The sequence below is a fragment of the Sphingobium sp. ZW T5_29 genome (assembly GCF_044987515.1).
In the GTDB taxonomy this organism is placed as follows: Bacteria; Pseudomonadota; Alphaproteobacteria; order Sphingomonadales; family Sphingomonadaceae; genus Sphingobium.
In genome coordinates this window covers 30410-45497 of sequence record NZ_JBJDRM010000017.1, presented here as the reverse complement: position 1 = coordinate 45497, position 15088 = coordinate 30410, and the positions used below count along the sequence as shown (strand labels likewise).

12 protein-coding genes are annotated in these 15088 nt (G+C 61.4%); 10 read left to right on the top strand and 2 right to left on the bottom strand.

The window, feature by feature from the left end; translation table 11 throughout:
• The first annotated feature begins 1 nt into the window (after position 1).
• A complete protein-coding gene (locus ACI3KQ_RS14425) occupies positions 2-2899 on the top strand; it encodes a M16 family metallopeptidase (protein WP_404958783.1) in 2898 nt (965 codons plus the stop codon).
• A 31-nt stretch (positions 2900-2930) separates the two neighbouring features.
• Here ACI3KQ_RS14425 and ACI3KQ_RS14420 read toward each other — a convergent pair whose 3' ends face one another.
• Positions 2931-3599, bottom strand: coding sequence for a TetR/AcrR family transcriptional regulator (locus ACI3KQ_RS14420; protein ID WP_404958781.1), 669 nt, complete (start codon positions 3597-3599; stop codon positions 2931-2933).
• Positions 3600-3630: 31 nt separating this feature from the next.
• Here ACI3KQ_RS14420 and ACI3KQ_RS14415 point away from each other — a divergent pair, with 31 nt between their 5' ends.
• The 9 genes from ACI3KQ_RS14415 (at position 3631) to ACI3KQ_RS14375 (ending at position 14199) form a co-directional block, all read left to right on the top strand.
• Complete coding sequence (locus ACI3KQ_RS14415; RefSeq protein WP_404958779.1) at positions 3631-4779, top strand: efflux RND transporter periplasmic adaptor subunit; 1149 nt, start codon at positions 3631-3633, stop codon at positions 4777-4779.
• A 4-nt stretch (positions 4780-4783) separates the two neighbouring features.
• Positions 4784-7939, top strand: coding sequence for an efflux RND transporter permease subunit (locus ACI3KQ_RS14410; RefSeq protein ID WP_404958777.1), 3156 nt, complete (start codon positions 4784-4786; stop codon positions 7937-7939).
• Positions 7940-7944: 5 nt separating this feature from the next.
• Positions 7945-9378: an efflux transporter outer membrane subunit gene (locus ACI3KQ_RS14405; RefSeq protein ID WP_404958775.1), complete on the top strand. Its 1434-nt coding sequence runs from the start codon at positions 7945-7947 to the stop codon at positions 9376-9378.
• Between the two features lie 174 nt (positions 9379-9552).
• The gene (locus ACI3KQ_RS14400; RefSeq protein WP_404958773.1) at positions 9553-10281 is read left to right on the top strand and encodes a hypothetical protein; all 729 of its coding nucleotides are present in this window, start codon (positions 9553-9555) and stop codon (positions 10279-10281) included.
• A gap of 231 nt (positions 10282-10512) precedes the next feature.
• The gene (locus ACI3KQ_RS14395; protein WP_404958771.1) at positions 10513-11637 is read left to right on the top strand and encodes a hypothetical protein; all 1125 of its coding nucleotides are present in this window, start codon (positions 10513-10515) and stop codon (positions 11635-11637) included.
• Positions 11637-12311: a hypothetical protein gene (locus ACI3KQ_RS14390; RefSeq protein ID WP_404958769.1), complete on the top strand. Its 675-nt coding sequence runs from the start codon at positions 11637-11639 to the stop codon at positions 12309-12311. The genes ACI3KQ_RS14395 and ACI3KQ_RS14390 overlap by 1 nt, the downstream gene beginning before the upstream one ends.
• A complete protein-coding gene (locus ACI3KQ_RS14385) occupies positions 12308-12718 on the top strand; it encodes a hypothetical protein (protein WP_404958767.1) in 411 nt (136 codons plus the stop codon). The genes ACI3KQ_RS14390 and ACI3KQ_RS14385 overlap by 4 nt, the downstream gene beginning before the upstream one ends.
• Positions 12715-13401: a DNA-methyltransferase gene (locus ACI3KQ_RS14380; RefSeq protein ID WP_404958765.1), complete on the top strand. Its 687-nt coding sequence runs from the start codon at positions 12715-12717 to the stop codon at positions 13399-13401. The genes ACI3KQ_RS14385 and ACI3KQ_RS14380 overlap by 4 nt, the downstream gene beginning before the upstream one ends.
• 264 nt (positions 13402-13665) lie before the next feature.
• Positions 13666-14199 carry a winged helix DNA-binding protein gene (locus tag ACI3KQ_RS14375; RefSeq protein ID WP_404958763.1) on the top strand — a complete coding sequence of 178 codons (534 nt, stop codon included), beginning with the start codon at positions 13666-13668 and terminating at the stop codon, positions 14197-14199.
• A 263-nt stretch (positions 14200-14462) separates the two neighbouring features.
• Here ACI3KQ_RS14375 and ACI3KQ_RS14370 read toward each other — a convergent pair whose 3' ends face one another.
• The gene (locus ACI3KQ_RS14370) at positions 14463-14927 is read right to left on the bottom strand and encodes a hypothetical protein (RefSeq protein ID WP_404958761.1); all 465 of its coding nucleotides are present in this window, start codon (positions 14925-14927) and stop codon (positions 14463-14465) included.
• Positions 14928-15088 lie beyond the last annotated feature (161 nt).

Genomic DNA, 15088 nt, shown 5'->3' with positions numbered 1-15088 from the left:
CATGAGCCAATCCTTCCGGCGCCCCGCCGTTTCGCTAATCGTCCTTGGTCTGCTGATTTCAGGATCGCCCGTCCCGCTGTCGGCGCGGACGGAGCCGGTCACTGCGTCTTCGCCGGCAAGGCCCGGCACGACCGCGCCGGAGCTGCGACCGTGGTTATATGAAAATAGCGATGTTCCCATCGACGCGGCATGGCGCTTTGGCCAATTGCCCAACGGCCTGCGCTACGCCATTCGCCGCAATGGCGTGCCGCCCGGCCAGGTGGCTGTCCGCCTGCGGATCGATGCCGGATCGCTGATGGAGCAGGCCGACGAGCTTGGCTACGCTCATTTCATGGAGCATCTGACCTTTCGCGGCTCGCGTCATGTGCCGGACGGTGAATCCAAGCGCATCTGGCAGCGGCTGGGCGTGACGTTCGGCAGCGACAGCAACGCGCAGACGACGCCTACCGGCACGACTTATGCGCTCGACCTGCCGCAGGCGACCCAGGAAAGCCTGGGCGAAAGCCTGAAAATCCTGGCGGGGATGATGGCCGATCCAAACATTGTCGACCCCGCCGTCGATGCTGAACGCGCGGTGGTGCTGGCCGAACGGCGTGAGGGCGTCGGCCCGCAGATGCGCATTTCCGACGCAAGCCGAGAGCATTTTTTCGCAGGCCAACCGCTCGCCAGCCGAAGTCCGATCGGCTCCGTCGAAACGCTGACCGCCGTCACTGCCGCCCGGATGGAGGCATTCCACGACCGCTGGTATCGCCCCGAAAATGCCGTCATCTCCATTGCAGGCGACATGGACCCGGCGGTTGCGGAACAGCTGATCAAGGATCAGTTTTCCGGCTGGTCGGTGGAAGGGAAGGGTGCACCGCTGCCGGACTTTGGCGAACCCGATCCCAAGGCCCCAGCTACGAAAGTCATAGTGGAACCGGGCGCGCCTACCGGACTGACCATGGCCTGGTTGCGTCCGTGGAAGCCCCGCGCCGACACGATCGTCTATAATCAGGACAAGCTGACCGACATGCTCGCGTTGCAGATCATCAGTCGGCGGCTGGAGCAGGCCGCGCGCGCTGGCGGCAGCTTCCTCCAGGCCAGCGTCGATCAACAGGATGTCAGCCGGTCTGCCGATGGCACCTTCGTCACCATCCTGCCCACCGAGGAAAATTGGGAAAAATCGCTGCACGACGTGCGCGCGATCATTGAGGATGCAAAGGCCAGCGCGCCCAGCCAGCAGGAAATAGACCGCGAATATGCGCAGCTGGACACCGCGCTCGCCATCCAGGTCGAAAATGCCGACACCGAAGCCGGTGCCAAGCAGGCAAGCGACCTTGTAAGCGCCGTCGACATCCGGGAAACCACGGTCAGCCCGCAGGCGGCGCTCGACATCTTTCGGTCGGGCAAGCCTGCGATGACGCCGCAAAAGATACTGGATTCGACGCGGCGGCTGTTTTCGGCGGGCGTGTTTCGCGCCATGCTGGTGACGGGCAAGGTTCAGCCCGGCGTGGACGCCCGGTTGGCGACGGCTGTGGCGACCCCGGTAAAGGCTGCGACCAACGTGCGCCTGTCCGCCAAGCCGGTGACCATGGCCGACCTGCCCAAAATCGGCCCGCCCGGAAAGGTCGTGTCCCGCACATCGGTCGGTCTACCGGGCATGGATAGCATCACCTTCGCCAATGGGGTCAAGCTGACGCTGTTCGCCAATGATGCCGAAACTGAAAAGGTGCGCATCAACGTCCGTTTCGGCCATGGCCAGCAGGCCTTTTCTCCGACGAAGCCCGCGCCCGGTTGGGCGGGCAACTATGCTCTGGTGGCGGGTGGCATCGGCAAGCTGGGCCAGCGCGAGCTGGATGAGCTGACCAACGGTCGCCGGATGGGCATGGATTTTTCCATCGACGATGATGCTTTTGAGCTTCAGGCTGTCACCCGGCCCGCCGATTACAAGGATCAGCTTCAGCTTTTCGCTGCCAAATTGTTCGCACCGGGCTGGGACCCAGCGCCGATTGCCCGCGTCAAGACGGGGGCGGCGGTCGCCTATGACGCGATGGCGCGCGCGCCCGATTCGGTGCTGGCGCGCGACCTCAACTGGCTGTTGCATGACAAGGATGTGCGGTTCCGCACGCCGTCACGCGCGGAAATAGAGGCGCTTACCCCACAGGCGTTTCGCCAGACCTGGGAGCCGCTGCTCGCGTCCGGCCCTATCGAAGTGCAGATATTCGGGCAGGTAAATCCCGACGATGCAATCCAGGCGGTGGCAGCGACCTTCGGCGCTCTTCCTGCGCGTCCGAATGCCCCGGTTCCGGTCGCGAACAAGGTGATGCGCTTCCCGGCTCCGGTGGCGACGCCCGTCATCCTGCGCCACAAGGGCAGCAAGGATCAGGCGGCAGCTGTCATGGCTTGGCCGACCGCAGGTGGCTTTTCGCTCCAAACGGAGGCCCGGCAGCTGGAGATATTGACGCAGATCTTCAATGATCGGCTTTTCGACAAGCTGCGCTCGACCGAGGGGGCCGCTTATTCCCCCAGCGTGCAGAATAACTGGCCGTTTTCATATGATAATGGCGGCTACATACTGGTCACCAGCCAGGTGAGGCCGGATCGCATCGAATATTTCTATGGCGTCGTAAAAGACACCGCCGCCGACCTGGCTCAAAATCCGGTCAGCGATGATGAATTGCAGCGTGCGGTCGCGCCGATGCGGCAGTTGCTGATGCGGGCGGGAACAGGCAACGCCTTCTGGATGAATCAGATGGAAGGGGCGGCGCATGACGCCCGATACGTCCAGGCGATGCAGACCATGGCGCGGGACATGCTGACCGTCACTCCGGCGCAGATTCAGGCGCTGGCCGCCCGCTATCTGAAGCCCGGTAAAAGCTGGTCCGCCGTCGTCCTGCCCGAAGGCGTGGAAGCGCGCTGACAGCGGCGCGCTTCCGCCGTAGAGGGGGCGGTCAGTCTATCTCGCGCAGCGCCGCGACGATCATACGCGCCGCGCCCTTGGCAGTCGCCTCGGCGCTCAGCTTTGGGCGGGCAAGGCTGCGGTGGCCAAAACCGAACATACAGGCAAGGATCAGCTCTTCGGCATCGCCCAGACTGTCTTCGCCAAGTTGAGGATTGGCCGCGCAGGCAAAATCGCGCAGCCACGGGCGCAGGTCGCTGCACAACGCGGCTATCGTTTCGCCAACGCGCTCGCTGCGAAATCCTTCGGCCAATATGTCGAAGGACAGAGCTTCTTCATGATCGGCCAGAGCGCCTCTAAACAGGTGCTCAAACGCCTGCTCAGCTCCGATTTCGCCTATGCATAAACTATTGCGCAGTGCCGCAATTTCATTCCGCCGCTCGATCGAGTCCACCTCGACGATGGCGCTGATAATGTCTTCCTTGCTTTTGAACAGCCGGTAAATCTGGCCCACGGATACCTGTGCACTGCTGGCCAGTTCGGCCATTGACGTCTGATGGAACCCCCGAAGGTTGAACAGGGTGCGGGCCGTCGCCAATATGCGCTCCTTGCCTCCCGGCTCATGTTGCAATGCAACCAAAATTCCGCTCCTCGGTAACTTTTGTCCTTGAACTCCCCTTGCCATCTTCCTACCTGTCGGGCAAGCGGAATGAACGTTCACTCCGGGGTCAGAAAAAGCGGAGCATCGCCTGGTGCAAAAGGGATTGATTGTCGGATTGTTCGCCTGTGTCTCCACGCTGGCCCTCGGCGGGTGCGGCAAGGAAGCACCTGCCGCGCCGCCGCCGCCATCGGTGGGGGTCGTGTCTCTCAAGGTGGAATCGGCACCGCTGATCAGTGAGCTTCCCGGACGTATCAGCGCCGCTGAAACGGCTGAGGTGCGCCCGCAGATCAACGGTATCATTCGTAAGCGCCTGTTTGCAGAAGGGGCTTATGTAAAGGCCGGCCAACTGTTGTACGACATTGAGGACGCGCCTTATCAGGCCGCCCTGGCGCAGGCGCGGGGCAATCTGGCGCGCGCTCAGGCGTCGATCAACGCAACGTCCCTTCAGGCCCGGCGCTATCAGGAACTGGTCGGCATCAACGCCGTCAGCCGTCAGGAAGCGGACAATGCGGCGGCCACCGCCCAACAGGCCCGCGCCGATGTCGCTGCCCAGCGGGCGGCTGTCCAGGCGGCGCAGGTAAACCAGAATTTCACCCGCATTCGCGCGCCCATTTCGGGCCGGATCGGCAGGTCGCTGTTCACGCCCGGCGCGCTGGTGCAGGCGGGGCAGGCCGACCCGCTCGCCACAATCCAGCGGATAGACAGCGTCTATGTCGATGTTACGCAGTCGGCGGCCGACATCATCAATTTCAGGCAGGCTCTGCGCGATGGCGGTGTCAGCGAAGCGGATGGCGCGCGCGTCCAGCTTCTGCTCCCCAATGGCAGCACCTACGCGTTGGAAGGGCGGCTGCAGTTTTCGGAAGTGACGGTCGACCCCAGTTCGGGCGCGGTTACGTTGCGCGCGACTTTCCCCAATCCTGACGGTCTGCTGTTGCCGGGCATGTATGTCCGCGCGCGGGTCGTTGCCGGGCGTCAGACCAACGCCATCCTCGCGCCGCAGCAGGGTATCAGCCGCGACGCGCGCGGGCGTGCAACCGCGATGGTCGTCAATTCCCAGAACAAGACCGAAGTTCGCCAGGTGGAAACCAAACAGGCCCTGGGTAACAAGTGGATCGTCACCAAGGGGCTAAAGGCGGGTGATCGCCTGATCGTCGAAGGGCCGACCAATCTTAAGCCTGGTGCGGTCGTCAAGCCGCGCGCGCCTGAACAGATAAAGCCGGTATCGGGCGAGGCACAGTAAGATCATGGCGCGTTATTTTATCGACCGGCCCATCTTTGCATGGGTCCTGGCCGTCGCCCTCATGCTCGCAGGACTTCTGGCGCTCCGCCAGCTTCCCGTCGCGCAATTCCCTGAAATCGCGCCGCCCACCGTGACGATCAGCACGGCCTATCCCGGCGCGAACGCGCGAACGCTGGAAAGCACGACGACCCAGATCATTGAACAGCAGCTCAAGGGCATCGATAATCTCCGCTATTTTTCGTCGAGCAGCGATTCTGCGGGTGTGCTGACGATCACCCTGACTTTCGAGCAGGGGACCGACGCCGACATCGCGCAGGTGCAGGTGCAGAACAAGCTGGCGCAGGCGACGCCGTTGCTTCCCCAGGAAGTGCAGCAACAGGGCCTGCGGGTCACCAAATCGACATCGGCCTTCCTGATGGTGATGGCGGTCTACGCCGATGACGGCATCCATGATCAATATGACGCGGGCGACTTCGTGGCTTCGACGTTGCAGGACCCGATCAGCCGTCTGAGCGGCGTTGGCGACACCCAGATGCTGGGCGCGTCCTATGCGATGCGCATCTGGGTCGACCCCTATAAGATGGCGAATCTGAAGGTTACGACCGGTGACGTGAAGGCGGCGATCCGGGCGCAAAATGCGCAGGTTTCGGCTGGACAGATCGGCGGCACCCCTTCGCCGGAAGGGCAGGCGCTCAACGCCACCGTGACCGCGCAGTCCCGTCTCAGCACGCCGGAACAGTTCCGCAAGATCATTCTGCGCAGCAATCCAGACGGCTCCACCGTAATGCTGCAGGATGTCGCCCGCGTCGAACTGGGCGCGGACAGCTACGGCTTTCGCGCGCGTTTCAACGGCCATCCTGCCGCCGGTTTCGGCATCAAGCTCGCGCCGGGAGCCAATGCGCTCGACACGGTCGAAGGCGTGAAGAAGCGGGTCGAAGAACTGTCGGGCAGCTTCCCGTCATGGGTAAAATATGACTTCCCCGTCGATAATTCGACCTATGTCAAATTGTCGGTTGAACAGGTTTTTCACACCCTCATAGAGGCAATCCTGCTCGTCTTCGTCGTGATGTTCCTGTTCCTTCAGAACTGGCGCGCCACTTTGATACCGACGATTGCGGTTCCCGTGGTCCTGCTTGGGTCGTTGGCGATCCTGCATGCGGCGGGCTTTACCATCAACACATTGACGCTGTTCGGCATGGTGCTGGCCATCGGTTTGCTGGTCGATGACGCGATCGTCGTTGTGGAAAATGTCGAACGCATCATTCAGGAGGAAGGACTGTCGCCCAGGGAAGCGGCAAAGAAATCGATGGACGAAATCAGCGGCGCGCTGATCGGCATCGGCCTTGTTCTGTCGGCGGTATTCCTGCCCATGGCCTTTTTCGGAGGGTCCACGGGCGTCATATTTCGCCAATTTTCGATCACCATCGTGTCCGCCATGATCTTGTCGGTGCTGGTGGCGTTGATCCTGACCCCGGCTTTGTGCGCCACCATCCTGAAACCGCAACGCGAAGGCCATGGCCATCAGAAGGGGTTTTTCGGCTGGTTCAACCGCACCTTCGACAGGAATGTTGTCCGCTATGGCGTTGCCGTTAAAAAGCTGGAGAAAAGCCGGACCCGGACCATGCTGGTCTATGGTCTGATCGCGATCGGCATGGCGGTCATCTTCATGCGCCTGCCCGGCGGATTTCTGCCGAACGAAGATCAGGGGCGCTTGATCAACCAGGTGGCGCTGCCTGCCGGATCGGGCATTGACGAAACCGAACGGACGCTCAACCGGGTGCGCGACCATTATCTGAAGGATGAAGAGAAAAACGCAGCAGCCGTCTTCACCATCGCGGGCTTCGGCCTGGTGGGGCAGGGGCAGAATGTCGGCATCGCCTTCGTCCGCATGAAGGATTGGGAAGAACGCAAAGGCGCAGAAAACGGTGTGCAGGCCATTGCCCAGCGCGCCAATGCCGCCTTCAGCCAATTTCCTTTGGGGCAGGCGATTGCCATCGTCCCCCCCGCTGTTGCCGAACTGGGCAATGCGTCGGGCTTCGATTTTCAGCTCGTCGACCGTGGCAATCTGGGGCACGACCAGCTTCTGGCCGCGCGCAATCAGTTGCTGGGGATGGCTGGCTCGGATGAGCGGCTGGCGCAGGTGCGTCCCAACGGCTTGGAAGATACCGCCCAGTTGAAACTCAATGTGGACCAGGCCGCCGCCGGAGCATTTGGGGTCGCGCAGGCCGACATCAACGACACGATCGCGACGGCCATGGGCGGCGCTTACGTCAACGACTTCATCGACCGCGACCGGGTGAAGCGGGTCTATGTTCAGGCGGACGCCCCGTTCCGGTCCACCCCTGACTCCATCGGCGCGCTGCACGTGCGCGGCGCGTCGGGGGTCATGACGCCAATCGCGTCCTTCGCCGGCACGGAATGGATAAAAGGTCCGGCCAAGCTGGAACGGTTCAATGGCGTTCCCTCGATGCAGGTCATGGGTTCGCCAGCGCCCGGTGTGAGCACGGGCGAAGCCATGAAGGCGATGGAGGAACATGCCGCCAAGCTGCCGCCCGGCCTTGGCTATGAATGGAACGGCATTTCCTATGAGGAGCGGACCTCAGGGGGGCAGGCGCCCGCGCTATATGCCCTCTCGATGCTGATCGTATTCCTCTGCCTCGCCGCGCTTTATGAAAGCTGGTCGGTGCCCATAGCGGTGATGCTGGTCGTGCCACTGGGCGTGCTGGGCGCGGTCATCGCCGCTGCGCTGGTGGGCCTTAACAACGACATCTATCTTCAGGTCGGCCTGATCACCACTATCGGCGTGTCGGCCAAGAATGCGATCCTGATCGTCGAGTTCGCGGAAGAAAAGATGCGTGAGGGCCTGTCGCCAGCTCGCGCGGCCCTGGAAGCGGGCAAGCTGCGCCTGCGGCCCATCCTGATGACCAGCTTCGCGTTCATCTTCGGGGTTCTTCCGCTTGCGCTCGCCAAGGGCGCAGGGGCGGGGGGGCAGCGCGCCATCGGCTCCGCGGTTGTGGGCGGCATGTTGTCGGCAACCGTGCTCGCCATCTTCTTCGTTCCGATATTCTTCACCGTCGTCAAACGGCTGTTCCGCCAGCATCATGGCGAAGAGCAGGCGTCCGACCGGCGCGTCCCTGCCGCCACACCGCAGGAGGCATGAGGCAGATGCACAAGATCAGGCTCGTTTCAGCAACCGCTCTGGCCCTCGCTCTGGGCGCTTGCGACATGGCTCCCAAATATGTGCGGCCCGCGCTGCCGGTGCCGGTGGAAAGTCCTTTGGGGCCAGCCTACCAGGCAGATATATCCGGGCAGGCCGCGATCCAACCGACCGACACCGGCTGGAGGGACTTTTTCACCGATCCGCGACTCGCACGCGTCATCGAAAATGCGCTCACCCATAACCGCGACCTGCGCATTGCCGTCGCCAATGTGGAGCAGGCGCGTGCCCAATATCGCGTCCAGCGCGCTGGCCTGTTCCCGACGATTGCCGCCAATGGCAGCGCGACCTATCAGGACACGCCCTTTGCTCAGCAGGGGCCGGGCGCGGGCGCGGGAGCCGGCGCTTCTGGCCGCACCGACATTTATTCGGCGTCCGTCGGCATTTCCGCGTGGGAGATCGACCTGTTCGGTCGCGTCCGCAACCTGAGCAAGGCCGCGCAGGAACAATATTTCGCACGCGTCGAAAGCCGCAACGCGGCGCAGGTCGCATTGATCGCCGAAACGGCGTCCGCATGGCTTTCGATGGCCGCAAACCAGGAACGGCTGCGGATCGCGCGCGACCTGGAGGCGGCATTCGGCAAGACGCTGGAACTGACCCGCGCCCGCTTTGCCAAGGGGATCGCGTCGGAACTGGAAGTTCGCCAGGCGCAGACCAGCCATGATCAGGCGCGCGCCGACATTGCAGAGGTCACCACGCTGGTCGCGCAGGATCAGAACGCCCTCAACCTGCTCGCGGGATCGACTGTGGCGCAGGATGATCTTCCGTCCGCCATGCCGCAGGAGGACGTCACGCTGGCGAACCTTCCCACGGACCTGCCTTCATCTATCCTGCTGCAACGGCCCGACATCCTGTCGGCGGAGCATCAATTGCGCGCCGCCAATGCCGACATCGGCGCAGCCAGGGCTGCCTTCTTCCCGAAAATTTCTCTGACGGCGGCGTTCGGGACCTTGAGCGCCGGACTGTCCAACCTGTTCGCGCCCGGCAGCGATTATTGGTCGGCGGCGCCTTCGGTCGGCTTGCCCATCTTCGACTTCGGCAGGAATCAGGGCAATCTGCGCTACAGCCGGGCGACCTATGACGCCATGCTCGCCACCTATGAAAAGAGTGTCCAGACAGGCTTTCGCGAAGTCGCCGACGCCCTCGCCCGTCGCGGCACCATGACCGCGCAGCTGGAAGCGCAAAGCTCGCTAAGGGACGCTGCCCGCGTCGGCTACCGCCTGTCCGAAGCGCGTTTCCGCGCCGGTGTCGACCCGTTCCTGACCACGCTGGATGCCCAGCGCACCCTGTATAACGCCGAACGCAACATGCTCGCCACCCGTCTGGCCCGTGCCGCCAACATGATCGAACTATACCGCGCGATGGGCGGAGGGCTGAAATAGCGGACTGGTTATAACGAAGAGTAGTTATCCTTCGTTATAGATGACGCTTGGACTTTTCATATTTGGATAAGCGACACCCTCGAAATAGTGTGTCTCTAACCGCCGTGGCCCTGACCGGTCAGACTGATCACTGATATCTTTCTTCACCCCTTGGCGGGTGGGAGGGATTGGCCGGTGGTAAACATTATCAGGTGGCTGGTAACGAGATGGGATTTTCCCGGCGAAGTCAGGGAGGCCCTAGGCATAATTTGGCGTGCGCTGGGCACAAGGCTGGCGCTTGCCATCTTCCTTGCCAATCTGTTTTTCATTCTGCTGCATATTGCCGCTGTGAACGGGATTGTCGGAGGAAATGACCGCCCATTTCGGGTTGATAAGGACAGAAGCCTGTCTGAATATTTCGAATATGCTTGTCTATTGATGTCGTCTGTTCTGATATTTCATCTCTCGATCCGCCGAAAAATATATCAGATCATGCCCATGGCGTTGGTGATATTATACCTCTTCCTCGATGATTATATGCGTATCCACGAATATATGGGTGATATCCTTGTGCCTGCTCACGACAATGCGGGGCAAGCTTTGTTCACGATGCTCGTCGGAGGCGCTACGTTGGCGCTGGCTGCCACTGGATGCATGCTGTCCCAACGCTTCGTGCGGGTGCAGATCATCGCCGTGCTGTTGCCGATCCTCCTGCTGGGTGTGTTTGGAAGCATCGTGGACGCGTTTCACGAATTCATGATCAGATTCGTTCCAGCGTCGGACAATGTCATCGGATTCGTCGAAGACGGGGGCGAACTGGTCAGCATTTCGATCCTGCTGCTAACCTGTATTTGTCTGGCCAGGACAGGCGCGGCCATGCGGCCAAATAGCGACGTTGTCGCGGCGAATATTCAGTCCATCTGAAGAGAAGGGTCGCTTCGGCAAAGGCGAAAGCCTGAACCGACGGCCCCAACGTTCATCTTACACGGAAAATGGTGCACCCAAGTGGATTCGAACCACTGGCCTTTGCCTTCGGAGGGCAACGCAGCCCCATTATTTCGCACTAAATCCTCGGTCTTCCTCGCCCATCCGGCAGGAACACTATGCGAACATCGAGCAGTTTGCGGACCCGGTGCGGTCCCAAGGTGGCCGGGCATGATCCGGCCGTCGCCTACGCCGATGGAGGAGGCCGACGTGCCGGGGCTCACCGGCTATTGGCCAGCGCCCAACCCCGACGATCCCTACTTCTGTCACGGTCCCACGCTCATCTCGTTCAGCGGCGGTCGGACGAGCGCCTATATGCTGTGGAAGGTGCTTTGCGCACACGGCGGCGCTCTTCCGCCCTATGTGTTCGTCGTCTTCTGCAACACCGGCAAAGAGCGGATCGAGACGCTGCGCTTCGTCTATGATTGCGGAAATCGATGGGGCGTTCACATCTGGTGGCTGGAATGGCGCGATCGGGCCAGCAGCGCCGTAAAGCCCGGAGATCGTTTCGAGGTGGTCGGCTTCAACCAGGCAGCGCGCAATGGCGAGCCGTTCTTGGCGCTGGTCCGCCGTAAGGGCTACCTGCCCAACGCCGTCACCCGCTTTTGCACGGCGGAACTGAAGATCGACACGATGAAGCAGTTCATGCTGTCGATGGGCTTCGAGACCTGGATCAACATGGTCGGCCTGCGCGCAGACGAGCGGAAGCGCGTCATGAAGCAGGTTCTCCGCAACCAGTCCGGCAAGGAGCGGTGGAATAGCTATTGCCCGCTCGCCCTGTGCGGCGTCGTGGAGCGGATCGTCTGGCGGTTCTGGCTGGGCCGCAACAACGACCCGCGCAGGATCGAATATTATCTGCCCCAAGGCTTCGATCTGGGGCTTCGCCGTTATGAGGGCAATTGCGACGGTTGTTTCCTGAAGGGATACGACATCCTGTGCCAGTCCGAGCGCGAGCAGCCGGGCGTGTTGGGATGGTGGGCAGAGGCAGAGGCAGAGGTTACACTGCTGAAGGCGAAGGCAAGTGGCGCGCGCTTCGTTACGGAATATAGCTATGCCCAGCTAGGCGACATCGCCAGCCGCACGCCGCCGATCGCCGACATCGATTCCCTTCGTCCGGTCGGCGATTGCACATCCGCCTGCGCGGTTGATGACAGCGATGAGCCCGAACCTGACGACGAAGCCATGGCATGGCTGCTCAGCTACATGGAGCGTCTGTGGCGAGAAGGGGCGCCCAAGCTCACCCCAGCCATGGTCATTGAGCCGGCGATCGGCGACCTCTTCGAGGAGATGGCCTGATGGGCCGCGTCCTAGTCGCCTGCGAGCGCAGCGGCGTTGTCCGCAGGGCCTTCGAAGCGCGCGGGCATGATGCCTGGTCGTGCGACATCGAGGCCGCCGACGATGGCAGCAACCGCCACATTCGCGGCAACGTCCTCGACTATCTGGACGAGGGCTGGGACTTGCTCGCCGTCATGCATCCGCCTTGCACGATCCTCTGCAATAGCGGGGTGAAGCATCTCTATATCGGCGGCCGGAAAGAGAATGGGCGCAACGAGCGGCGCTGGGCCGAGCTAGAGCAGGCCGCCGCCTTCTACCGCGCGCTCCGCGATGCCGAGCAGATCCCGCGCCGTGTGGTCGAGAATCCGGTCATGCACCGCTATGCGATCCAACTGACCCGGCGCGGTCGGACGCAGTTCGTCCATCCCTATTTCTTCGGAGAGCCGTTCTTCAAGAATACCAGGCTGGAGCTGATCGGTTTGCCGGAGCTGAAGCCGACCAACATGCTGACCCCGCCGAAGCCCGGCACGGATGAGCATAAGGCATGGTCGCGCTGCCACCGGGAACCACCGGGGCCTGATCGGGCGCGGCGCCGGTCGGAGACCTATCCCAACATCGCGGAGGCCATGGCCGACCAGTGGCACCGTCTGCTGCCGGACCCGCAATATGATATGTTCGAAAGGATTGCAGCGTGACCAACATCATCGAGCAAGCAACGCACATCGAGGTGGAAGCGGAGGTCCGCTATTGGGAAGACGCTGCCGTCAACGGCGTGGAAGACACAGACGGCACGCTGATCTTCGGCCGCGAGGGCGACCTGTGGAAAGTCCGGATCGAGCTTTTGGACGGCATCGTCGAGGGCTGGCCCGAAGGCATGGAAGCCGACATCCACTACAAGGTCTGCGATGCCGGGGAATATTGGCTGACCGACGACAGCGGCAAGCGCCTGGCGAAGTGGAAGGGACATTATGTCCCCGACAAATTCCTGTGCCATGGTAGCGAAGGCTTTGGCGATTACATCATCATGAGCGTGGCGATCGGCGGCGGCATCGTTGGATATCAGAAGCCGACGATCGATCCCGAGAGATGGGCGATCTTATGACCCCAATCACCATCGGCAACGCCACCCTCTACTGCGGCGACAGCTACCACATCCTGCCGACGCTGGGCTGGATCGACGCGATCGTCACGGACCCGCCCTATGAGTTCCGGGCCGAGGGCGGCGGCATGTACCGCGCTGCGCGGCAGGGCATGGATCAGATCCTCGACGAAGGGCTGGCGGACGGCTTCGACCACAGCATCATCAACCCGCTGCTCTGCGGATCAGTCGTGGTCTTCTGCCATAACGACCAGCTGCCCAAGCTGCTGCCCTATCTGGACGGCAGCTTCGAGCGGCAGGCGGTCTGCATCTGGCGGAAGAAGAACGCGCAGCCGGTGGCGAACAAGCATTACCGCCCGGTGTTGGAATTCTATGTCCACGCCTGGAATCGCGGGCACCATCCGCGCGGGACGCTGGATGACCTCGATCGCATGATCGTCGCCATGTCGCCGCGCGGGGAAGCGAAGTTCGGGCATGCCACCGTGAAGCCCGACGAGGTGATGGACAAGATCATCAGGAACGTCGCGCCGGGCGTGATCGCTGACCCCTTCATGGGAACCGGATCGACCGGCGTTGCAGCTGTGAAGGCCGGGCGGCAGTTTATTGGGATCGAGAAGAACCCGGCGCATTTTTCTACGGCTTGCGCGCGGTTGGCGGCGGCGCAGGGGCTGGAGATGGCGGCTTGACCGCCTCGCTGGACATAATCAGCAAGATCGCTCACATCCCGGTGCATCTCAACTTGGAAAAGATGCGCAGCGTCACAGTGGAAGTCGTGCGCCAAATGGACGAGATTCTTTCGAATGTTACGAGGCCGGACCGAAATTGCAAGGCGCGCGCACTCTCGTAGGCAATGTTTTGCAAATATGAAGAAATTTACCCCTTCCTGACATTTTTCTCGTTGATGGTTAGGTTCGTGAAGCTATGCCTTCCGTAAGGGAATGGAGAGTCTCATGGCCGAAATGGAGAGCGACCAGGAAGTGAATAAGCTCGCCGCGATCAAGGCGGCAACGCTCGACCTGGCAAAGGCATTGGGTTTAAGGCTCGAGAGCGGGCATAGGTTAAGGATCTCTGCCCAACCACCCATCCGGTCGGCAGAGCCTGAGGACAAACGGTCACTCAGAATCACAATGGCGCGTGCTTGGGCTACGGCCATGCTCGCGACGGATCGAGAATTTGGCTCCGGGCTGACCGGCGCGCCCGCATGGGCAATGCTCATCGACCTTTACATCAGCCAAGTGGACGGCAGGCCGGTGACGATCAGCGATGCGGGCCATGCTGCTCGGGTTCCATCGACAACCGGCTTGCGATGGGTCAGGGTTCTCGAAGATCGAGGATATATTTATCGTCAGGACGATCGGAAGGATGGGAGGCGGGTGTTTCTGCGCCTCACGGCATTGGGTCTGGAAAGGCTTGAGCTAGTGCTGGATCGGGTGGCAGAGAGCGACACAAAGATCGGCCTAGGCCGAATGTCCCTCATTGAGTAAGTCGAGCCCATGCTGCAGATGGGAGCAGACTAAATTATAGCGTTGCGCGTCGGCTGTGGGTGCCGTTTCAGAAAGCCGGTCGAGACTGGAGAGGACCTTCTGTAGCATCAGGCTGCATTCGGCCTCTGAGACGGGCCCATCCTCATTGCGAGTCATTGCAGCGCTCTCCCTATATCCTGCTCCCAGATATGTGAGATAGCCTTACTATGCGGTGAATATTAATGGAATATCGAACAGGTCCAGAGAATTGTGTCTAAATCGGATCAAGCAGCTGCGATGTCCGAGCCGCGCTGAGTACCGCTTTCCGATCGCGTCGCGACCTCTACCTGCACGATATCAAGGGCATGCTGAATGTGAGAAGCTGCAAGATGCAACCCCAGGCCCTCACAAGCGGCGAGCGCTCCCCGAATTTTCACTGCAGCAAGCAGCGCTGGTCCATAGTCGGGGCACTTTTCCGCAGCGTGCAGAAAATTGGGAGGCACATCGAAATGCTGCGCCAGTAGGTGCGCCTCTCCGCGGCTGAGCGTGCGGGGCGTGCCACGCTTCACGAATTGTTGAACGTAAGCGGTGTTTCTGCCGAGCACTGACGACAGCTGTGCATATGTCTCACCTCGCGCAGCGATCAATCGGTCAAGAAGTTCGCGAGCCTGCATCATGCATGCATCCATGAAATTGAACCATTCGGGATCCGCCAGCCCATAGGCGAAGGCATCCATAATCGCGAGCATGATCGTACAACCCGGAGCAATTACGCTATTGGCCGTCTTTCACCCGAAATCGCCTCCTTCTTCGATGCAGACCGTGATCTCGTTGCCATGCAGACATGTTGGGGAGATTCAAAAATGCTGTCGAATCATTTCGGGTGCGGTAATGAGGGTCCGCCTTATCT

Bases quoted from the DNA above. Each gene is read 5' to 3' on its own strand.
- ACI3KQ_RS14425 (WP_404958783.1), top strand. From the start codon at position 2: ATGAGCCAATCCTTCCGGCGCCCCGCCGTTTCGCTAATCGTCCTTGGT.
- ACI3KQ_RS14410 (WP_404958777.1), top strand. From the start codon at position 4,784: ATGGCGCGTTATTTTATCGACCGGCCCATCTTTGCATGGGTCCTGGCC.
- ACI3KQ_RS14405 (WP_404958775.1), top strand. From the start codon at position 7,945: ATGCACAAGATCAGGCTCGTTTCAGCAACCGCTCTGGCCCTCGCTCTG.
- ACI3KQ_RS14395 (WP_404958771.1), top strand. From the start codon at position 10,513: ATGATCCGGCCGTCGCCTACGCCGATGGAGGAGGCCGACGTGCCGGGG.
- ACI3KQ_RS14390 (WP_404958769.1), top strand. From the start codon at position 11,637: ATGGGCCGCGTCCTAGTCGCCTGCGAGCGCAGCGGCGTTGTCCGCAGG.
- ACI3KQ_RS14380 (WP_404958765.1), top strand. From the start codon at position 12,715: ATGACCCCAATCACCATCGGCAACGCCACCCTCTACTGCGGCGACAGC.
- ACI3KQ_RS14375 (WP_404958763.1), top strand. From the start codon at position 13,666: ATGGCCGAAATGGAGAGCGACCAGGAAGTGAATAAGCTCGCCGCGATC.
- ACI3KQ_RS14370 (WP_404958761.1), bottom strand. From the start codon at position 14,927: ATGCTCGCGATTATGGATGCCTTCGCCTATGGGCTGGCGGATCCCGAA.